Source organism: Cupriavidus taiwanensis (genome assembly GCF_900250115.1).
Taxonomy (GTDB): Bacteria; Pseudomonadota; Gammaproteobacteria; order Burkholderiales; family Burkholderiaceae; genus Cupriavidus; species Cupriavidus taiwanensis_B.
On the sequence record NZ_LT984804.1, the window covers coordinates 2,022,160 to 2,036,416 of the forward strand.

At 64.8% G+C, this 14,257-nt stretch carries 11 protein-coding genes; 6 read left to right on the forward strand and 5 right to left on the reverse strand.

Annotated features, from left to right (window positions below; genetic code table 11):
* Positions 1-32: 32 nt before the first annotated feature.
* From phnY to CBM2586_RS25850, 3 genes are all read right to left on the reverse strand, one after another.
* A complete protein-coding gene (phnY, locus tag CBM2586_RS25840; RefSeq protein ID WP_115663917.1) occupies positions 33-1,475 on the reverse strand; it encodes a phosphonoacetaldehyde dehydrogenase in 1,443 nt (480 codons plus the stop codon).
* Positions 1,476-1,573: 98 nt separating this feature from the next.
* Positions 1,574-2,809 (reverse strand): phosphonoacetate hydrolase, encoded by a 1,236-nt coding sequence (gene phnA, locus CBM2586_RS25845; RefSeq protein WP_115690643.1) that lies wholly within the window; start codon positions 2,807-2,809, stop codon positions 1,574-1,576.
* Between the two features lie 29 nt (positions 2,810-2,838).
* On the reverse strand, positions 2,839-3,528 hold the full coding sequence (locus CBM2586_RS25850; protein ID WP_115690645.1) for a phosphonate utilization associated transcriptional regulator: 690 nt from the start codon (positions 3,526-3,528) through the stop codon (positions 2,839-2,841).
* A 173-nt stretch (positions 3,529-3,701) separates the two neighbouring features.
* Between CBM2586_RS25850 and CBM2586_RS25855 the strand changes: the two genes are divergently transcribed.
* The 4 genes from CBM2586_RS25855 (at position 3,702) to CBM2586_RS25870 (ending at position 8,841) form a co-directional block, all read left to right on the forward strand.
* Entirely contained in the window at positions 3,702-4,727 is a 1,026-nt protein-coding gene (locus tag CBM2586_RS25855; protein WP_115663914.1) for a putative 2-aminoethylphosphonate ABC transporter substrate-binding protein, read from the forward strand.
* Between the two features lie 73 nt (positions 4,728-4,800).
* Positions 4,801-5,931, forward strand: coding sequence for a putative 2-aminoethylphosphonate ABC transporter ATP-binding protein (locus CBM2586_RS25860; RefSeq protein WP_115690647.1), 1,131 nt, complete (start codon positions 4,801-4,803; stop codon positions 5,929-5,931).
* Entirely contained in the window at positions 5,928-7,658 is a 1,731-nt protein-coding gene (locus tag CBM2586_RS25865) for a putative 2-aminoethylphosphonate ABC transporter permease subunit (RefSeq protein WP_115690649.1), read from the forward strand. The genes CBM2586_RS25860 and CBM2586_RS25865 overlap by 4 nt, the downstream gene beginning before the upstream one ends.
* Before the next feature lie 55 nt (positions 7,659-7,713).
* Entirely contained in the window at positions 7,714-8,841 is a 1,128-nt protein-coding gene (locus CBM2586_RS25870; protein ID WP_115690651.1) for a 2-aminoethylphosphonate--pyruvate transaminase, read from the forward strand.
* 241 nt (positions 8,842-9,082) lie between these two features.
* Here the strand turns inward: CBM2586_RS25870 and CBM2586_RS25875 are convergent, their stop codons facing one another.
* On the reverse strand, positions 9,083-9,286 hold the full coding sequence (locus tag CBM2586_RS25875) for a cold-shock protein (RefSeq protein WP_012356438.1): 204 nt from the start codon (positions 9,284-9,286) through the stop codon (positions 9,083-9,085).
* A 282-nt stretch (positions 9,287-9,568) separates the two neighbouring features.
* Between CBM2586_RS25875 and CBM2586_RS25880 the strand changes: the two genes are divergently transcribed.
* Entirely contained in the window at positions 9,569-9,790 is a 222-nt protein-coding gene (locus tag CBM2586_RS25880; protein ID WP_115663910.1) for a hypothetical protein, read from the forward strand.
* An 85-nt stretch (positions 9,791-9,875) separates the two neighbouring features.
* Here CBM2586_RS25880 and CBM2586_RS25885 read toward each other — a convergent pair whose 3' ends face one another.
* On the reverse strand, positions 9,876-12,113 hold the full coding sequence (locus CBM2586_RS25885; protein WP_115690653.1) for an NADP-dependent isocitrate dehydrogenase: 2,238 nt from the start codon (positions 12,111-12,113) through the stop codon (positions 9,876-9,878).
* An 894-nt stretch (positions 12,114-13,007) separates the two neighbouring features.
* Here CBM2586_RS25885 and wecB point away from each other — a divergent pair.
* The gene (gene wecB / locus CBM2586_RS25890) at positions 13,008-14,186 is read left to right on the forward strand and encodes a non-hydrolyzing UDP-N-acetylglucosamine 2-epimerase (protein WP_115663908.1); all 1,179 of its coding nucleotides are present in this window, start codon (positions 13,008-13,010) and stop codon (positions 14,184-14,186) included.
* Positions 14,187-14,257: the final 71 nt, after the last annotated feature.

Genomic DNA, 14,257 nt, shown 5'->3' on the forward strand with positions numbered 1-14,257 from the left:
GTGGTGTATGAATCCGGTACGATGGCGCCGCCTTACCAGGGCAGCGAGTAGGTCTTGGTATTGCAGAAGCTTTTCATCGCCTCGAGCACGCCCTCCTTGTAGCCCAGTCCCGAGTCCTTGATGCCGCCGAACGGCGTCATCTCGAGCCGATAGCCAGGGACTTCGCGGACATTGACCGTCCCGACGTGCAATTCGCGGATAAAACGGGTGATGTAGTCGAGCCGGTTGGTGCAGACCGACGACGAAAGCCCGTAGGCCGTGCCGTTGGAGATGCGGATGGCGTGGTCGATATCCTTGAAGCGGATCACCGGCGAGACCGGCCCGAAGGTCTCCTCCCTGACAACGGTCATCTCCGGGTCCACGTGGTCGAGAACGGTAGGTGCGTACAGTGCCCCGTCGCGCTTGTGGCCGGCCAGCAGGCGGGCGCCGCCGGCGATGGCGGCGTTCACCACGGACTCGAACTGGATGGCTGCGGCCTCGTCGATGACCGTGCCCATGTCCGTGGCAGGATCGAGCGGATCGCCATACTTCACGGCCTGCGTCCTGGCCACCAGCAACTCGACAAAGCGGTCGGCCACGGATTCCTGCACCAGCATCCGCTTTACCGCCGTGCAGCGTTGGCCCGAGTTCTTGTACGAGCCGCCCGCGGCCAGCGTGGCGGCTTCCTCCAGGTCGGCGTCTTCCATCACGATGATCGGATCATTGCCGCCCAGTTCCAGTACCTGGCGCTTGTACGCAGCCTTGGCCGCGATGTACTTGCCGATCGGCACGCCGCCGGTGAAGGTGACGAGATCCACGTGTGGGCTGGTCAGCAATTCGTCGGCGATCTCGCGCGGGTCGCCGGTGACGACCGACAGCATCTGCGGCGGCAGGCCGGCCTCATAGAGGATGTCGGCGAGCGCGAAGGCGGCCAGCGGCGTTTTCTCGCTCGGCTTGAGGACGATGCGGTTGTTGGTGGCCACCGCCGGCGCCACCTTGTGGATCACCTGGTTGAGCGGGTGATTGAACGGCGTGATGGCCGAGATCGCGCCCAGCAGGGGTTCCTTGAGCGTATAGACCTTGCGGCTCTTGCCATGGGGGGTCAGGTCGCAGGAGAAAACCTGGCCGTCGTCCACCAGTGCCTGGTTGGCGGCGAACAGCAGCACGTCGGAGGCGCGGCCGACCTCATAGAGCGTGTCCTTGAGCGACAAACCCGATTCCAGCGTGATCAGCGTCGCCATCTCTTCCTTGCGCTGCGCGATGAGCTCGCCGGCGCGCATCAGGATGCGGTAGCGGTCGTAGCGGGTCAGGGTCGAACGGTACTGATGGGCGATGCGCAGCGCGCGGCGCACGTCTTCGAGATCGGCTTTCGGCACCGTGGCGATCACTTCCCCGGTGTAGGGATAGGTCACCTCGATCACGCGGTCGCGATAGACCTTTTCGCCGGCAATGCGCAGCGCTTCGTGGCGGATGCCGGTGGCGGCTGGTGTATGCATGAGTGTCTCCTCTTGGTTTCGTTCGGCGGGCGCGACTGTCCCCCCGCCCCTGCGCGGGGGCGCGTCAGGACAGCAAGCAGGTAATCCGGAAGGCGCCGTCAGGCGGCGTGATTCAGCGCGAGGTCGAGCGCGTCGAAGTTGCGCAGGCGCCGGTCCGGATTCAACCCGACCATCGCGCGGTTGCAGATCAAGGGTACGACCTGCTCCGACACCCCGCCGTGGGAGCGCAGCGGTGCGTCCAGGCCGGACAGGTCGTGCCTGGACTTCGATGTGCCGATCACGACGTTCTGGCACGAGACCGCGACGATGTCGCCGATGCGGTCGGGCGGCAGTCCGAAGCGCTCCGCTGCCTGCTGGCGTGTCAGTACGCTGTCCATGCCTTCGATGTCGGCGATGCGCGGAATCCAGCGGGCCGCGCTCTCGGCATCGGGCGTATAAATGGTTGCAAACGAGCCCAGCGCGCCGTGATGAACCACATAGGGGTCGGTAATGGGCAGGATGACGCGGGCCGCCCCCTCGCCGTACCAGGCGTCAAGCTGATCCTGCAGGTAAATGACGTTGGGCTCGCCCGTAGCGCCGTGCTTGTCGTTCATGCCGTGGTCGGCGGTCAGCACGATCGTGGCGCCCATGGCATCGAGCCGGCTCAAGTAGCCATCCATCATCCGGTAGAAGGCGTTGGCGGCCTCGCTGCCCGGCGCAGCCTTGTGCTGCACGTAGTCCGTGGTGGACAGATACATGAGGTCAGGCCGCTCGCGCTCCATCAGCCTGACGCCGGCGGCAAAGACAAACTCGGACAGCTCCGCACTGTAGACCGACGGCACCGGCATGCCCACCATCTCGACGACGCCGGTGATGCCGTGTTCCGCCAGCGTGACCTGGTCGGCCTTCTCCGACGAGAAACAGATGCCGCGCATGCCGTGGCCGAGCAGCTTGCGCAGCTTGTCCTTCGCGGTGACCACCGCCACCTTGGCCCCGGCGTCTGCAAAGGCAGCAAGCACGGTGCCGGCGCGCAGGTACTTCGGGTCATTCATCATCACTTCGGCGCCGAGCTCGCGGTCGAAGAAATAGTTGCCGCAGATGCCGTGGACCGACGGCGGCACACCGGTGACGATGGACAGGTTGTTGGGGTTGGTGAACGAGGGGATCACGCAGTCGCCCAGCAGGCTCGTGCCGCGCTGCATGACGCTGCGCAGGAAAGGCGCCACGCCCGCCTTGGTGGCCGCTTGCAGGTATTCCGGCGCGCAGCCGTCCACGCACACCACGACCACCGGGCGGTCCATCCAGCGGTAGGTCCTGCCGTTGACTTCAATCCTTTCTGCCTTGGTCGTTCCCATTTTCAATCCCCTTGGTAATGAGCGTCAGCTCATGGTTCTTTGCTACTGCCTAAATGCACCCTGCGGTGCGCCTTGAGCATGCGTACACGGCTGGCGGCCACGTGCGCGCGCAGCGCGGCGCCGGCGCGGCGGGCATCGCCCGACACGATCGCATCGACGATCGCGCGGTGTTCGTCGGCGGATACATCGAGTCCCCCGCCCTGGGTCAACGCCTGCATGCGGAACAGGTGCAACTCCTTCACCAGGCGCCGGTAAGTCTCGGTCAGCTTGCGGCTGCCCGCGTGTTCCAGCAGCAGTTCGTGGAAGCGCAGGTTCAACGATGCGTATTCGGCCGCTTCCTTCTTGCTGGCAGCCTCCTCCATGGCGCCCACCAACTGGTTCAGTTCGGCCCCCAGCGTTGCGTTGACGCGCTGCGCCACGCGCTTGCCGATGATTTCCTCGAGGGCTTCACGCAATTCGTAGATTTCATCGGCCTCCTCAACCGAAATCTCGCGCACGAACACGCCGCGGTTCTTCTCGTTGCGGGCCAGCCCGGCTTCCTCCAGCGCCCGCAGCGCTTCGCGGATCGGCCCCCGGCTGGTGCCAAAGCGGGCAGCAATGTCGCTTTCATTGATGCGCGTTCCCGGCGGCAGTGCGCCGGTCATGATCAGGCGTTCGATTTCCTCCTGCACCAGCATCGGCAGCGAGCTTGAACGCAACAGTTGGATGGCATCGGTCATTCCCATAGCTCCATTAAAGTTCCCGAACTGTAAATTGTCAACAGTTTTCAATCTTCAGTTGACAGTCTTCAACCTACGTTCTACATTGATTCCATCTTACCGCAGGGGTGCGCTACGACACACCGCGGCAGGGCAGCAGGACAGACGACAGATCTGCTAACAGGAGACAAAGCATGAAGAATTCCCTTGCCATGGCGCTCTGCGCCTCCGCGCTGGCATTCACCACGGCCATCGCGGCTGCACAGCAAAAGACCACGCTGACGGTCTACACGGCGCTGGAGACAGACGCCATGAAGCTCTACAAGGACGGCTTCGAGAAGGCCAACCCCGATATCGAGGTGCGCTGGGTGCGAGATTCCACCGGCATCGTGACCGCGCGCCTGCTAGCCGAAAAGGCCAACCCGCAGGCCGACGTGGTCGCCGGGCTGGCGGCCAGCAGCCTGGTGCTGCTGTCGCAGGAAGGCATGCTCCAGGGCTACGAGCCCAAGGGCTTCCAGCAACTGAGCCCGAACTATTCCGATCCTGCCCGGCCGCCCCAGTGGGTCGGCATGGACGTATGGGCCGCCACCATCTGCTTCAACCGGGTGGAGGCGCAGAAGCTGGGCCTGCCCAGGCCGGAGAGCTGGAAGGACCTGGCCAAGCCCATCTACAAGGGCCGCATCACGATGCCGCACCCGGCTTCCAGCGGCACCGGCTATCTCGATGTGGCGGCCTGGCTGCAGATGTGGGGCGAGGCCGATGGCTGGAAATACATGGACGGCCTGCACGAGAACATCGCCCAGTATGTGCACTCCGGCTCCAAGCCGTGCAAGCAGGCTGCCACCGGCGAATTCCCGATCGGCATCTCGTTCGAATTCCGGGGCCACCAGGTGCGCAAGGCCGGTGCGCCGGTCGACCTGATCTTCCCCGCCGAAGGCCTGGGCTGGGACATCGAGGCTACCAGCATCATGAAGACGACCAGGAAGATGGCGGAGGCGAAGCGCTTCGCCGACTGGATGGCCAGTCGCGACGCGAACCAGATCAGCGCCAACTGGTGGGCCGTGGTGGCCTACCCCGGGGTGGCCAAGCCGCTCGACGGCATTCCCCCGAATTATGAGAGCCGCTTCGCTCGCAATGACTTCCAGTGGGCCGCCAGGAATCGCTCCCGCATTCTTGCCGAGTGGAGCAAGCGCTACGACAGCAAGGCCGAAGCCAAGTAAGCCTGGCCCCCGGGGCGCAAGCCGCCCCGCCTTCCACCACCATCGTGGCCATCACCACATTGCGGGGACACCCATGGAAATGACCAGCGCCAAGTTCGTCGCCACGCGCGCCGGCAGCGTGCCCGCCCTCGAGATCCGGGGCGTGCGCAAGGAATTCGAATCGTTCAGCGCCCTGCGGCATATCGACCTGACCGTCTACCAGGGCGAGATGCTGTGCTTCCTCGGCCCGTCGGGCTGCGGCAAGACCACGCTGCTGCGCATCATCGCCGGACTGGAGAAGCAGACCGCCGGCACCATCCTCCAGAGCGGGCGCGACATTTCCGCCCTGCCTCCCGCCAGGCGCGACTACGGCATCGTGTTCCAGTCGTACGCCCTGTTCCCCAACCTCACGATCGCCGATAACGTGGCCTACGGCCTCGCGAATCGCCGCGCCAGCCGGGCCGAGACCGCGCAGCGGGTGCAGGAACTGCTCGACCTGGTGGGCCTGCCGACCTCCGGACGCAAGTATCCCAGCCAGCTGTCGGGCGGCCAGCAGCAGCGCGTCGCGCTGGCACGGGCGCTTGCAACACGGCCCGGCCTGCTGCTGCTGGACGAACCGCTGTCGGCGCTCGATGCCCTCGAACGCGTGCGCCTGCGCGGCGAGATCCGGCGCCTGCAGCAGCAGGTGGGCGTGACCACCATCATGGTCACGCACGACCAGGAAGAAGCGCTGTCCATGGCCGACCGGATCGTCGTCATGAACCACGGCGTGATCGAGCAGGTCGGCTCGCCGCTGGAGGTATACGAAAGCCCGGCCACGCCGTTCGTGGCGGACTTCGTCGGGCGCGTGAACGTGCTGTCCGGCACGGCGCTGGGTGGGCGGCGCTACCGCGTGGGCACGCTGGAGCTGACCTGCGAAGGCTGCAGCCGCGAGTTCGAGCCCGGCACGCCGGTCAATCTATATCTTCGCCCCGAAGACCGCCACATCGGCCAGTTCAGCCCTGACACGCCCAACCAGCTGACCGTCAACATCGAAAAGGTCGAGTTCCTCGGGGACACCTGCATGGCCGAAGCGAGCTGCGAGCAATTGCGGGAACAGTCGCTCAGCCTTCAGTTCACCCTCGACCAGTTCCACGATCACGGTATCCGCGCCGGCCAGCCCCTGCGCATTGCGCTGCGCGCCAGCCGCATCCAGGCCTTCGCCGCAACCGGAGCAGGACGATGAAAGAGATCGCGCTTTCCCAACCGCCAGAAGCCACGCATGCGGGCTGGCTGGCCAGCCGGAACTGGGACGAAATCATCGCCCGCGCGGTGCTGGCCTGCGTGCTGGCCGCGCTGTTCCTCTTCCTGCTGGCGCCGATGTGCGCCATCCTGGCTAATGCCGTGCTCGATCATGACGGCCATTTTGTCGGGCTGGCCCACTTCGCCGCCTACATCAAGACGCCGGCGCTGATGCAGTCGGCCCGCAACTCGGTGATGCTGGCAGGCAGCGTGGTCGGCATCTCGGTACCACTGGCCTTCGTCTTCGCCTATGCGCTGACGCGCAGCACCCTGCCCGCGCCCCTGAAGGCAGTCTTCCGGCTGGTGGCACTGATTCCGCTGCTGGCGCCGTCGCTGCTTTCCGCCATCTCGTTCGTGCAGTGGTTCGGCAACCAGGGCGTGCTCAAGCCGCTGCTGGGCGGGGCCTCGATCTATGGCGCGCCGGGCATCATCATCGCGGAGGTTTACAACACCTTCCCCCATGCATTGATGATCCTCGTCACGGCGCTGTCGCTGGCTGACGGCCGCCTCTACGAGGCCGCCAGCGCCCTCGGCGCCAGCACCTCGCGCAAGTTCTTCACCGTGACGCTGCCCTCCTGCAAGTACGGGCTGATCAGCGCGGCGACGGTGACCTTCACCTATGTCATCTCCGACTTCGGCGCGCCCAAGGTGATCGGCGGCGACTTCAACGTGCTGTCCATCGACGTCTTCAAGCAGGTCATCGGCCAGCACAATTTTTCGATGGGCGCGGTGGTGGGCATGCTGCTGCTGATCCCGTCCGTACTCTCCTTCATGATCGATACAGTGGTGCGCCGCAAGCTGCGCGCCCAGCTCACAGCGCGTTCGGTGCCCTATGCGCCCAAGCCCAATGCCTGGGTCAACGCGCTGCTGGGCGGCTACTGCGCGTTGATCTGCGCCCTGCTGCTGGCCGTGGTCGGGATGGCGGTCTATACCTCGCTGATCAAGCTGTGGCCATACGACCTGACGCTCGGCCTGCAGAACTACCGCATCGTGCTGTTCGAGAGCGACATGGCGGGCGCCTACAAGAACAGCCTGGTGCTGGCAGGCGTCACGGCGCTGAGCGGCTCGCTCATCGTCTTCACGGGGGCCTACCTGATCGAGAAGACCCGCAACCTCGGGCTGATGCGGCCGGTCATGCATTTCCTGGCGGTGCTGTCGATGGCCGTCCCCGGCCTGGTGCTTGGCCTGGGCTACGTGATCTTCTTCAACCACCCGGCGAACCCGCTCAACTTCCTTTACAACACGATGATCCTGGTGATCCAGTCGACCATCATCCATTACTACACCTCCAGCCACCTGACGGCCATCACCGCGCTCAAGCAGATCGACAACGAGTTCGAGGCGGTGTCGGCCTCGCTCAAGGTGCCGCAGTGGCGCACCTTCCTGCGGGTCACGCTGCCGGTATGCCTGCCGGCGGTGCTGGACATCGCCCGGTATTACTTCGTGGTGTCGATGGCCACCCTGTCCTGCGTGATCTTTCTCTATACCCCGGAAACCATCCTCGCCTCCGTCGCCATCATGCACATGGACGATGCCGGCGACATCGGCCCCGCAGCGGCCCTGGCCAGCCTGATCGTGCTGACGTCCACCGCCATCTGCCTGGTCTACGCCCTTTGCACCCGCGTGCTGCTGCGACGCACGCAGGCCTGGCGTGACCTGGCCCGCCGCTGAGCCCCTCTTTTCGACATCTTTCCGACAGACCAACACCCGACATCAGGAGACACCCATGACCGCCGCGCCCTACCCTATCCTGCTGACCCCCGGCCCCCTCACCACCTCGGACCGCACCCGCGCGGCCATGCTGCGCGACTGGGGCTCGTGGGACACTGACTTCAACGCCATTACCGCCCGCATCCGCGAGCAGGTGCTGGCGATCGTGCACGGCACAGGCACGCACGAATGCGTGCCCCTGCAAGGCAGCGGCACCTTTTCCGTGGAAGCCGCCATCGGCACGCTGGTGCCGCGCGACGGCCATGTGCTGGTGCCGGTGAACGGCGCCTACTGCCAGCGCATCGCCAGGATCTGCAAGACCATTGGCCGGCGCCTGTCCACCATCGAATATGCGGAGGACCGGCCAATGCGGGCCTCGGACATCGACCGCCTGCTGGCGGCGGACCCCTCCATCACCCACGTCGCCGTGGTCCACTGCGAAACCGGCACCGGCGTGCTCAATCCGCTGGACGAGATCGCCCAAGTGGTGGCCCGGCATGGGCGCGGACTGATCGTCGATGCCATGAGCTCATTCGGCGCGATCGACATCGACGCTCGCACCACCCCGTTCGACGCCGTTATTGCCGCCTCCGGCAAATGCCTGGAAGGGGTGCCCGGCATGGGCTTCGTGATCGCCCGGCGTACCGCGCTGGAACGCTGCGAAGGCAACAGTCCCTCCCTTTCACTCGACCTCTATGACCAGTGGAAATACATGGAGCGAACCACGCAGTGGCGCTTCACGCCACCGACGCATGTGGTCGCGGCGCTTGACCAGGCGCTCCAGCAATATGTGGAAGAAGGCGGACTCCCCGCACGCGGCGCGCGCTACACGCGCAACTGCGCGCTGCTGGTGGCCGGCATGGAAGCGCTCGGCCTGAAGCCCTACCTGGAGCGCAAGGTGCAGGCGCCGATCATCGTCACCTTCCACGCACCAGCCGACCCCCGCTACGACTTCAAGACCTTCTACCAGGCTGTCAAGCAGCGCGGCTACATCCTGTATCCGGGCAAGCTGACCGAGATCGACACCTTCCGGGTGGGATGCATCGGCCATTTCGGCGACGCCGGCATCCCCGGCGCGGTGAAAGCCATCGGCGAAGTCCTGGCCGGGATGGGCGTCGAGATCGGCGCATCCGTCGCCGCCTGAGACCGGGTTCGGGACCGTTGATATGAGCCTCACCCCCGTGCAACCCAGCATCTGACAGGCACGCTCGCGGATGAGCGTCCGCGAGCGTGCGCTGCGTGGCGCTCAGCAGCCGATTCGTCCTGAACGGAACGCGCCTGCGCGAGCGCTCGCTCGCTCAACGGAAACAAAAAAGCTCCGCGCTGGCGGAGCTTCCTTTCCCGGACTGGCGCTGCGGCGCCAGCGGAATTCAGGTCGGTGCGATTCAGATCGGCTCGATCTTGGTCGCGGCCGGGCCCTTCTGGCCGACGCCGGCAACGTAACGCACCTTCTGGCCTTCTGCCAGCGACTTGAAGCCGCTGCCCTGGATTTCGGAGAAATGCGCGAACAGGTCGTTGCCGCCTGCATCAGGCGTAATGAAGCCAAAACCCTTCGAATCGTTAAACCACTTGACGGTACCGGTTTCCATGTTGGATTCCTCAATAAGTTCCTTCTCACCGGTAAAAGCGCCGGCAAGGCATGACGATCAAGGAAGACACAAGGAGAAAAAGTGGCGCCGTACGGGCAAGCACCTGGACTTCGAGGCTGCGGCTTGAAAGATCCTGCATCGACCCTTATACAGGCCACCCCCCGCCAAGTCAACGAACTTCTACGGATCGCTGCGGAATCGTGCGCAGAGTGCGGCTCGCGGGTCTTCGCGTCCTGCACGCGGCAGGCATGCTACAGTGGCCCATCGAAGGGAACACCACGGATGACACTCTGCACTGCCTGCCAGTCCATCGAACGCCATGTGCGCGGCGCCCCCGGGCATGCCGCGCTGCGCATCACCGACACCCGACGCATCAAGCCGCCGCGCTCGGCGGCCGTCACCATCAGCAGCTTCGTCTGCCAGGATTGCGGTGCCGCATGGACCTACCGCGACCAGAAGAGCGGCCCCGAACAAGGGTGGGACCTGCCAACGCCGCCGCAGTAGACCAACCCGCGGCGCCAACGAAAAACCCCGGACCGGGGTCCGGGGTCTTGCTCACGGCCGGCCCGCAACGCGGAGCCGACTGCGCTCAGGCTGCCACCGAGGCCAGCGCGGCGTTCAGGGTCTGGCTCGGGCGCATTGCGGCGCTGAGCTTGGCGGCGTCCGGCTGGTAGTAGCCGCCGATGTCCACCGGCTGGCCCTGCACCGCGGCCAGTTCGCCGACGATCTCCTGCTCGTTGTCGGTCAGGGTCTTGGCCAGCGGAGCGAACCTGGCGGCCAGTTCCGCGTCGTCCGACTGCGCGGCCAGTTCCTGGGCCCAGTACATCGCCAGGTAGAACTGGCTGCCACGGTTGTCCAGCTCGCCGGTCCTGGGCGAAGGGCTCTTGTTGTTGTCGAGCAGCTTGCCGGTAGCGGCATCCAGCGTCTTGGCCAGGATCTTGGCGCGGGCATTGCCGGTCTTGATGCCGACGTCTTCCAGCGATACCGCCAGCGCCAGGAACTCGCCCAGCGAATCCCAGCGCAGGTGGTTTTCTTCCACCAGCTGCTTGACGTGCTTGGGCGCCGAACCACCCGCGCCGGTTTCATACATGCCGCCACCGGCCATCAGCGGCACGATCGACAGCATCTTGGCGCTGGTGCCCAGTTCCATGATCGGGAACAGGTCGGTCAGGTAGTCGCGCAGGATGTTGCCGGTCACCGAGATGGTGTCCAGGCCGCGGATCACGCGCTCCAGCGTGTAGCGCATGGCGCGCACCTGCGACATGATCTGGATGTCCAGGCCACTGGTGTCGTAGTCCTTCAGGTAGGTCTCGACCTTCTTGATCAGCTCGGCTTCGTGCGGACGGTACGGGTCCAGCCAGAACACCGCCGGCATGCCCGAGTTGCGCGCGCGCGTGACGGCGAGCTTGACCCAGTCGCGGATCGGCGCGTCCTTGACCTGGCACATGCGCCAGATGTCGCCCGCTTCCACGTTCTGCGTCAGCAGCACTTCACCGGTGGCCAGGTCGACGATGTTGGCGACGCCGTCTTCGGCGATCTCGAAGGTCTTGTCGTGCGAGCCGTATTCCTCGGCCTTCTGCGCCATCAGGCCGACGTTGGGCACGGTGCCCATGGTGGTCGGGTCGAAGTTGCCGTTGGTCTTGCAGAAGTTGATGATCTCCTGGTAGATGCGGGCAAAGGTGCTTTCCGGGATCACCGCCTTGGTGTCCTTCGGACGGCCGTCGGCACCCCACATCTTGCCGCCGATGCGGATCATGGCCGGCATCGAGGCATCGACGATCACGTCGTTGGGTGCGTGCAGGTTGGAGATGCCCTTGGCCGAATCGACCATCGCCAGTTCCGGGCGATGCTCGTGGCAGGCGTGCAGGTCGCGGATGATCTCTTCGCGCTTGGAGCTGGGCAGCGACTCGATCTTCTCGTACAGGTTGACCAGGCCGTTGTTGACGTTGACGCCCAGTTCGTCGAACAGCGCGCCGTGCTTGGCGAAGGCTTCCTTGTAGAAGATCTTGACGGCGTGGCCGAACACGATCGGGTGCGACACCTTCATCATGGTCGCCTTGACGTGCAGCGACAGCATCACGCCGGTCTTGCGCGCGTCTTCGAACTGCTCTTCATAGAAGGCGCACAGGGCCTTCTTGCTCATGAACATGCTGTCGATGATCTCGCCGTCCTGCAGCGACACCTTGGGCTTGAGCACGATGGTCTTGCCGCTCTTGGTGATCAGTTCCATCTTGACGTCGCGCGCCCGGTCCAGCGTCATCGACTTTTCGCCGTGGTAGAAGTCGCCGTGCTTCATGTGGGCCACGTGCGTGCGCGATGCCATGCTCCACTCGCCCATGCTGTGCGGGTGCTTGCGCGCGTAGTTCTTGACCGCGGCCGGGGCGCGGCGGTCGGAGTTGCCCTCGCGCAGGACCGGGTTCACGGCCGAGCCCAGGCACTTGGAATAGCGCTTCTGGATCGCCTTTTCTTCGTCGGTCTTGGGGTCTTCCGGATAGTCGGGCACCTTGTAGCCCTTGCCCTGCAGCTCACGGATGGCGCTGACCAGCTGGTGCACCGAGGCCGAGATGTTGGGCAGCTTGATGATGTTGGTGTCCGGCAGCTGCGTCAGCTTGCCCAGCTCGGCCAGGTTGTCCGGCACGCGCTGTTCTTCGGTCAGGAATTCGGGGAACTCGCCCAGGATCCGGCCCGCCACCGAGATATCGCTGGTGGTCACGTTGATGCCGGCCGGCTTGGTGAAGGTCTGGATGATCGGGAGGAACGCACTGGTCGCCAGCAGCGGGGCTTCGTCGGTCAGCGTGTAGATGATGGTGGGTTGCTGGGTACTCATTGCTTCTCTCAGATCCTCTATCGGTGGGTGGGACTTCTGCCTGCCGGGTCACGGTCAGGGCAACAAACTAGGCGAAAAATAGAATTTTGCCTCAGTTTGCTTTCAGGAATCTGAAAATCTACGCCGTCAAGTCCTTTTCTCTCACCCCTGGCCACCCGGCAAGCCCCCTTTGCAGCGCGCTTCGTCGTCACTGTCGGCCGTCCGGACGCTGCCGGACGATGTTTTAAGTGACACTTTTATCTGATCTGCACGAAGTTTCATCCGAGCAACCAAATGCACCGCGCTCCACCCGAACTCCATTACCCCAAAAGAACGAGTCGGCTTGGAGTCCGCACAAGGGATCGCTTTCGTCTATCCGCCGTTTGCCGTGGCATGGGCGCCGAGCCGCGCACATTTCGGCCCTAGCCAGGCGTTGTCCTGGCACGCGGCCCCCGTGTGATCCGCCACGCGAGGCATCACAAGACTGGTGCACTCCGGAAACCCGGCAAACGTTTCAGTTCGGAAACGTCGTATCTGGCAAAAAGTAAACCATGAAGCATTAAGTTGCCATTTCTGGCGTCATATTCGGATTGCTGACGCGGCGCCCCGGGCAACGCGCCTGCCGGTAGCGTGTATTTCCTACTCCATTTTGTTACAGCCCTGCAACTCCCGGGACAAGGGACTGGCCGGATGTCGCTGGCGTAAACGCCCGGATCCTGACGGATCAAGGATTGCAGCCCGCTGGCACAGCCATCGCTATGCCCTCGCTCAGGATGGGCACGCGTATCCGTCGAGCCGCGCGGACCGATCCCGCCCGCTTGGCGCCGTCCCCATGCAAGGCGCGATGCCAGGCCCGACACTGCCCCTCTCGAAAAACCAGCGGCAGCATCCGCCGACAAGACCAAAGAGACCGACATGCCGAAGAAAGTCCTGGCTGTATTCGGAACCCGCCCGGAAGCCATCAAGATGGCGCCGCTGATTCATCGCCTGAAGGCCTCGGACCGCTTTGAGTTGCGGGTCTGCGTGACCGGACAGCATCGCGAGATGCTGGACCAGGTACTGCGGCTGTTCGAGATCGAACCGGATTACGATCTCAACGTCATCAGCCATGGCCAGAGCCTGAGCGACATCACCACGCGCGTGCTTTCAGGCGTGCATGCGGTGCTCGATCAATACTTGCCCGATGCGGTGCTGGTCCATGGCGATACCACCACCACCCTGGCGGCCACCCTCGCTGCCTTTTACCGCAATGTCGCAGTCGGGCATGTCGAGGCAGGACTGCGCACCGGCGACCTCAGTGCCCCCTGGCCCGAGGAGATGAACCGCCGCGTCACCGACGTGATGGCAGCCTGGCACTTCGCGCCGACGCAGCAGGCACAGGAAACCCTGCTGCGCGAGGGGGTCGACCCGATCCGGGTCAGCCTGACCGGCAACACCGGCATCGATGCGCTGCTGCAAGTCAAGGCCCGGCTGGACACCGACGTGGCGCTGCACCAGCAGCTGGCGGCGAACTACCCATTCCTGGACGGCTCGCGCCGGCTGGTGCTGGTGACAGGGCACCGGCGCGAGAACTTCGGCGCGCCTTTCGAGCGCCTGTTCACGGCACTGCGCACGCTTGCGGACCGCAACCGCGATCTGCAATTCGTCTATCCGGTGCACCTGAACCCGCGCGTGCGCGCCCCCGTGCAGGCCATCCTGAGCGGGCATCCGGACATCCACCTGATCGAACCACAGGAGTACCTGCCTTTTGTGTTCCTGATGTCGCGGGCGCACCTGATCGTCACGGATTCCGGCGGAATCCAGGAAGAAGCGCCGGCACTCGGCAAGCCCGTGCTGGTCACGCGCGAAACCACGGAGCGGCCCGAGGCCGTCGCCGCGGGCACGGCGCGGCTGGTCGGCTCTGATCCCGAGCGCTTGATTGCCGCCGCGGAGCAACTGCTCAATGACGACGACGAGTATGCGTGCATGTCGCGGGCGCACAACCCATTTGGCGACGGCCGTGCCAGCGAACGCATCGTTCTCGCGCTGGAGGGCCGTGCCGCCGAGTATTGCGGCGCGCCCGCCGGCCTGGGTACCGGCGTCACCACGCACTAGCCGGCAAGGGTAGCGCACGCACGACACGCGCAACACGTCGCCCCCCGACAAGCACACCTCGCACCACGCTA

What these genes read in the sequence shown, in the direction of transcription:
- CBM2586_RS25855 (WP_115663914.1), top strand. Translation starts at nt 3,702, where the DNA reads ATGAAGAATTCCCTTGCCATGGCGCTCTGCGCCTCCGCGCTGGCATTC.
- CBM2586_RS25865 (WP_115690649.1), top strand. Translation starts at nt 5,928, where the DNA reads ATGAAAGAGATCGCGCTTTCCCAACCGCCAGAAGCCACGCATGCGGGC.
- wecB (WP_115663908.1), top strand. Translation starts at nt 13,008, where the DNA reads ATGCCGAAGAAAGTCCTGGCTGTATTCGGAACCCGCCCGGAAGCCATC.
- CBM2586_RS25850 (WP_115690645.1), bottom strand. Translation starts at nt 3,528, where the DNA reads ATGACCGATGCCATCCAACTGTTGCGTTCAAGCTCGCTGCCGATGCTG.
- CBM2586_RS25875 (WP_012356438.1), bottom strand. Translation starts at nt 9,286, where the DNA reads ATGGAAACCGGTACCGTCAAGTGGTTTAACGATTCGAAGGGTTTTGGC.
- CBM2586_RS25880 (WP_115663910.1), top strand. Translation starts at nt 9,569, where the DNA reads ATGACACTCTGCACTGCCTGCCAGTCCATCGAACGCCATGTGCGCGGC.
- CBM2586_RS25860 (WP_115690647.1), top strand. Translation starts at nt 4,801, where the DNA reads ATGGAAATGACCAGCGCCAAGTTCGTCGCCACGCGCGCCGGCAGCGTG.
- phnY (WP_115663917.1), bottom strand. Translation starts at nt 1,475, where the DNA reads ATGCATACACCAGCCGCCACCGGCATCCGCCACGAAGCGCTGCGCATT.
- CBM2586_RS25885 (WP_115690653.1), bottom strand. Translation starts at nt 12,113, where the DNA reads ATGAGTACCCAGCAACCCACCATCATCTACACGCTGACCGACGAAGCC.
- CBM2586_RS25870 (WP_115690651.1), top strand. Translation starts at nt 7,714, where the DNA reads ATGACCGCCGCGCCCTACCCTATCCTGCTGACCCCCGGCCCCCTCACC.
- phnA (WP_115690643.1), bottom strand. Translation starts at nt 2,809, where the DNA reads ATGGGAACGACCAAGGCAGAAAGGATTGAAGTCAACGGCAGGACCTAC.